Annotated in this window: 6 protein-coding genes and 2 pseudogenes; 4 read left to right on the top strand and 4 right to left on the bottom strand. The window is 54.7% G+C overall.

Going from position 1 to position 5,013, the window contains the following annotated elements; genetic code table 11:
* On the top strand, positions 1–770 hold a 770-nt coding region (locus WFM46_RS22750), incomplete at its 5' end, for an aldehyde dehydrogenase family protein (protein ID WP_336998610.1).
* Between the two features lie 197 nt (positions 771–967).
* Positions 968–2,416 (top strand): annotated as a pseudogene (locus WFM46_RS22745) (flagellin N-terminal helical domain-containing protein).
* A 19-nt stretch (positions 2,417–2,435) separates the two neighbouring features.
* On the opposite strand, the gene WFM46_RS22740 reads toward WFM46_RS22745, so the two are convergent.
* Genes WFM46_RS22740 through WFM46_RS22730 form a run of 3 tightly spaced genes read right to left on the bottom strand, consistent with a single transcriptional unit; the run spans position 2,436 to position 3,328 of the window.
* On the bottom strand, positions 2,436–2,618 hold the full coding sequence (locus WFM46_RS22740; RefSeq protein WP_103179704.1) for a DUF1869 domain-containing protein: 183 nt from the start codon (positions 2,616–2,618) through the stop codon (positions 2,436–2,438).
* A 4-nt stretch (positions 2,619–2,622) separates the two neighbouring features.
* A complete protein-coding gene (locus WFM46_RS22735) occupies positions 2,623–2,976 on the bottom strand; it encodes a DUF1971 domain-containing protein (RefSeq protein WP_103822051.1) in 354 nt (117 codons plus the stop codon).
* Positions 2,977–2,986: 10 nt separating this feature from the next.
* Complete coding sequence (locus WFM46_RS22730; protein WP_103179702.1) at positions 2,987–3,328, bottom strand: DUF1971 domain-containing protein; 342 nt, start codon at positions 3,326–3,328, stop codon at positions 2,987–2,989.
* A 419-nt stretch (positions 3,329–3,747) separates the two neighbouring features.
* On the opposite strand from WFM46_RS22730, the gene WFM46_RS22725 reads away from it, so the two are divergent.
* The gene (locus WFM46_RS22725) at positions 3,748–3,921 is read left to right on the top strand and encodes a GhoT/OrtT family toxin (RefSeq protein WP_032610845.1); all 174 of its coding nucleotides are present in this window, start codon (positions 3,748–3,750) and stop codon (positions 3,919–3,921) included.
* An 84-nt stretch (positions 3,922–4,005) separates the two neighbouring features.
* Positions 4,006–4,763 (top strand): annotated as a pseudogene (locus WFM46_RS22720) (alpha/beta fold hydrolase).
* A 55-nt stretch (positions 4,764–4,818) separates the two neighbouring features.
* On the opposite strand, the gene WFM46_RS22715 reads toward WFM46_RS22720, so the two are convergent.
* Positions 4,819–5,013 (bottom strand): hypothetical protein (locus WFM46_RS22715; protein ID WP_336998609.1); only part of this gene is annotated, 195 nt, incomplete at its 5' end.

Raw genomic sequence — 5,013 nt, 5'->3', positions numbered from 1 at the left:
TGGTGTCGCTCACCGGCTCTATCGCCACTGGCGAATATATCATCGGCCATACCGCCTCGACGATTAAGCGCACCCATATGGAGCTGGGCGGCAAAGCGCCGGTGATCGTCTTTGACGATGCCGATCTCGACGCGGTGGTGGAGGGGGTGCGCACCTTCGGCTTCTACAACGCCGGGCAGGACTGTACCGCCGCCTGTCGTATCTACGCCCAAAAAGGGATATACGCCGCGCTGGTGGAAAAACTAGGGGCCGCGGTCGCCAGCCTGAAGATCGGCGATCCGAATGAGGAGAGCACCGAACTGGGTCCGTTAAGCTCCCAGGCGCATCTCGACCGGGTGTGCAAAGCGGTGGATGAGGCGAAAGCCCTGGGACATGTACAGGTGATCACCGGCGGCAGCAAGCACGACGGTAAAGGTTACTGGTTCCAGCCCACCGTGCTGGCAGGGGCGAAGCAGGAAGATGCCATTGTCCAGCGGGAGGTGTTTGGCCCGGTGGTGAGCGTGACGCCATTCGACGACGAAGAGGAGGTGCTGAACTGGGCCAACGATTCGCAGTATGGGCTGGCCTCTTCCGTGTGGACCCAGGATGTGGGCCGCGCGCACCGCGTCAGCGCCCATCTCCAGTACGGCTGCACCTGGGTGAATACCCACTTTATGCTGGTGAGCGAAATGCCCCACGGCGGGATGAAAATGTCGGGCTACGGCAAGGACATGTCGGTGTATGGTCTGGAAGACTACACCGTGGTTCGTCATATCATGTTTAAGCACTGATCTGTGCCCAGCGCCGGTTACTGCACGGTAACCGGCGCGCAATAATATATTTTATTGAATACATTAACTTAGAAATATATTTTGCTGCCCCTTATCTCAGGGGGAAAATATATCGTTTGGTTTTATAAAATATTTCCTAAATAAAATTTTGAGCGGGCCGATAGAGTAGTCAGACCAGACAAACGGCCCTGTTCATCATGCTTGCAATTAATCATAACGAGATTGCCGGGCTCTCGCTTAAGTCCCGGAAAGCAAACACGACGATGCTTTCTCAAACCATTGAACGCCTGTCATCCGGCTTGCGTATCAATAGCGCGAAGGATGACGCGGCCGGGCAGGCCATTGCCAACCGGATGTTTTCAAATATCAATGCGGATAGCGTTATCTCCCGCGGGCTCGATGACGCCATAAGCCTGGCGCAGACGGCGGAAGGGAGCCTGAGCGATATCGGGAATATGCTGATTAAAGCCAAAAGCCTGGCGATCCAGGCGGCGAACGGCACGCTGTCGCCGTCTGACCGGGAGAGTATCAACCAGGAGTATCAGCAGATCCTGGCGACCATTACCCAGGTCTCGGAGCAGACTGAGATCTTCGGTCAATATCCGTTGGCGACCGATAAGCCGGTATTACCGCCGCAATTAATCGGCGACGTACCACCGTAAAACAACAAATTCCCGCTAGCCGGAACCGATTATTCATTCAGTTCTGGAATTATTCCGCTGGCCTATATTCCGGCCGGGTCGACGAATATCACCATCACCATTGATTCGCTGGGTCTGGATGACGATCTACAGTTATTCACCCGGGATGGAAAACATCTCGCCGGGACACCTTTATCCGGCCCTGATGCGGATTATACCTGGGTCAGCCGCGGCATCACCGATGGCACTAAAGCCACCGCATCGGTACTGACGGCTAAAAACGGTTTCAGCAGCGGGGCGGTTTATGACGATAGCCAGCTGATTGAGGGCGGCCCGAGCTGGAGCCTCAGCGGGGAATCGCTTAACTATAACGGGATGACCATTACCTACAGCGGCGATGGCGATCGCTATGAAGATAAAGCGATTGGCGCCTGGAACGACGGGGCTAACGGTTCGAACCGCATCGAACGCATGACGCTGGATACCGTCACCGAAGATCTGCTGGTGATGGTAGTGGGGAGCGGATCCTTTACCAGCAACATTACCTGGGGAACCTTGCCGACGCCGACAATGACCCCGGCGGTTCCGCCGAAGCAGAGCCGTCCCATAGAGGTGGTGACCAGCGCCAATTTTGGGGAGCAGATGCAAACCACCACCATCGAGCCGACCCCGACGGATTTAAAGACGCTGCAGCTGGAAAATAGCGATATGGCCTCCGAGGCGGGGGCCAGAAAATGTATGGGATTACTGGATGCCGCGCTGGAGAAAGTGAGCAGCTATCGTGGGCAGTATGGCGCAATGATGAACCGGTTTGAATCCAGCAAAGCGGTGCTTTCACAGCAGGCTGTGGCGATGCAGGCTGCCCGCAGCCGCATCCAGGATGCCGACTATGCCGCCGAGGCCAGCCAGCTTGCCCGGGCGCAGATCCTGGCGCAGAGCCAGAATGCGGCCCTGAAAATGGCGAATCAGGTGCCGCAAACGGTGCTTGAACTGCTCAAAATGTAAGAAGGGGCGGCGAGGTAATCTACCAGCCGCACACCTCGTGCTCGTTTTCCGTGTCGTAGGCGCGCACGGTGTTCACCAGCTCTTTCACCACGTCGGCAGCGACATCCGGGACGAGCAGCTCCATGGGGGCATCCGTCTCGTAATCCACCGACACCCCGTTGCTGTTATTGGTGACGGTAACGGTATACGTTGCTTTGCCCATGACGTTACTCCTTGTGAGTATTAACGACTTTACCCAAGCCTGCGCCATTCAGCGTCACCTCAGGGTCGGCAAAAAAGTCGATATTGAACACGGTGTCCTCGGTCATGAGTTCGATGCGATGCCATTTTTGCGGCGGGGAAATACCGAAACTTCCGGCTTCAATCAACAGCTCCATATCAGGTTCGGTGGCGTCGCCGTCCGGAAATCCAAAATATTTTACGGCGCCCTGCATCACGGACAGACGGCCATAGACGCCTGCTTTGGTGTTGTGATGGGTGAAAAGCGCGGCAGGTGCAGTCTCTTTAGTCCAGAAGGGAGTGGCACGGGTATGCACAAAATTGGCAGGAATACGTAACATAGTTAGCTCCTCAGGCGTGAGAACGCCCGGCAAATTTTAGAACCTCGGGTTCAACAAAAAAATCGATATTAAAGAGGGTATCGTCACTCATCAGCTCGATGTGATGCCAGCGTTCAGGCGGGAAAACAGCAAAATGGCCGCTTTCAATGATCAATGTGGTGTCCGGATCGGGTGACGTTTCATCGGTATAACCCAGATAACGCACGGCACCCTGCATCACGCTAAGACGCGGATAGACGCCGGGACGGGTGCCGGTATCCAGATGACGCTTAAAAATGGCCGGCGGGGCAGTCTCTTTGTTCCAGAACGGTGTGGAACGGGTGTGAATAGAGTGTTGCGGAATACGCAGCATAACGTCCTCCCTGTGGATGAGGTCATTACAGCTCGGGTGATGGCTATTTTGTATCATAAATTGCATTTTAAATGCAACTTTAAAGGGGGGGGCTTTTTCCAGGCTATACTTATCTACGCCGAAGGCCACAAAGGAGAGTCTGATGCTACAAGTCGATAAAGACAAATCCCGCAAAGTACCCGATTCGGGTAACAAAAAGCCTCAACCGGTTAAGAAGTAGAACCGGACTTCCAGGGCCGCAAAATGCGGTCCTGGTCAGCGTTTGTCCCGCCAGTTCCCGCCAAAAAGTTGTAGCAAGATATACCTAACTGTTATTACCACGCAAAAACTGTGGATAATGTGTAACAAAAATACTTGATCCATATCAACATATGTCGCATATTGCGCGCGGTTATTGAACAGCACTTTGGGTATTTGAAATGACGTTGTATCAAAAGATGTTAATGTTTTACGCCGTCATGGCGGCCATCAGCGCGCTTATCACCTGGTTTCTCTCTAAAGATCGCAAACGTATCCGCTTCCTGAGCGCCTTTCTGGTGGGCTCCACCTGGCCGATGAGTTTTCCAGTTGCGCTGCTGATTTCGCTTTTCTGACAACGCCCCCCGTTTTACGTTACGGCGATAGCATTCCTCTTTGATGAGCTGTATAAAAACACAGTTGTCTGAAAAGGAGTGCTTATGAACAGCTTTTATTCGCAACAGGCCCGTTGCCTGGTGCGTTGGCAGGAACTGCCCGGGAAGGGGGAACCCCTGGTCTTCATCCACGGTCTCGGCTGCGCCTCTTCCTACGAGTATCCCCGGATAGTTTGCGATCCTCAGTTCGGCTCCCGCCGGGCTATTCTTATCGATCTCCCCGGTAGTGGTTACAGTGATAAACCAGAAGCTTATACCTATCAGACCTCAGCGCAGGCGCAGGTGGTCATCGAACTGCTCAACCATTTAGCCCTAACCTCATTCTGGTTGTATGGCACAGCATGGGCGGCAGCATAGCAATAGAAACGGCTGAACTGGCCGGGGATCGTCTGTCAGGGTTGATCGTGTCTGAACCCAATTTTCATGCTGGCGGGGGCATGTTCAGCCGGGGTATCGCTGCTCAGACGGAGGAGGAGTTTGTCAGTGCCGGTTATCAGGCCATGCTGTCGGCGGAAACCTCACCCTGGAAGGGTTGCCTCCAAAGCACTGCCCCCTGGGCAGTGTGGCGCGGAGCAACGAGCCAGGTTAATGGGGTACAGCCCAGCTGGAGCGAGCGCTATTTGCAGCTGAGTTGCCCGATATGGCTGATTTTTGGCGAGCTTTCGCTGCCGGGTACCGATCTGGATGAGATGCGCCAGCAGGGTGTCGCAGTGAAAATGATCCCTGATGCTGGACATTCGATGTCGTGGGAGAACCCATCGGCGCTGGCGAAGGCGTTGTTCGACTGTATGCATCAGGAATAGCGATCCGTCTATGACGAGCCGCAGGGTAGCAGGGTAGTTCCATCAAACGTCTGTTTCAGACTAACAAGATCTGCAATGCTCTGCGATCGTCATGGGTAATATCATGCGGCTGCTCTCCCAGACGGGTTAAGCGTGGCGTAGTGCTGTTAACCACAGTTTGTAGGCCGGGCAAACGCAGTGCCGCCCGGCGCAACACTGCCGGGTGGCGGCTTCGCCTTACCCGGCCTACAAAACTGCGATCGGCATGGGT

The organism is Leclercia sp. M50, assembly GCF_037150775.1.
Classification (GTDB): Bacteria; Pseudomonadota; Gammaproteobacteria; order Enterobacterales; family Enterobacteriaceae; genus Enterobacter.
Note: the sequence above shows the minus strand (reverse complement) of the source record. Positions and strands in the feature narration are given on the sequence as shown.

Bases quoted from the DNA above. Each gene is read 5' to 3' on its own strand.
- WFM46_RS22740 (WP_103179704.1), bottom strand. From the start codon at position 2,618: ATGGGCAAAGCAACGTATACCGTTACCGTCACCAATAACAGCAACGGG.
- WFM46_RS22730 (WP_103179702.1), bottom strand. From the start codon at position 3,328: ATGCTGCGTATTCCGCAACACTCTATTCACACCCGTTCCACACCGTTC.
- WFM46_RS22725 (WP_032610845.1), top strand. From the start codon at position 3,748: ATGACGTTGTATCAAAAGATGTTAATGTTTTACGCCGTCATGGCGGCC.
- WFM46_RS22735 (WP_103822051.1), bottom strand. From the start codon at position 2,976: ATGTTACGTATTCCTGCCAATTTTGTGCATACCCGTGCCACTCCCTTC.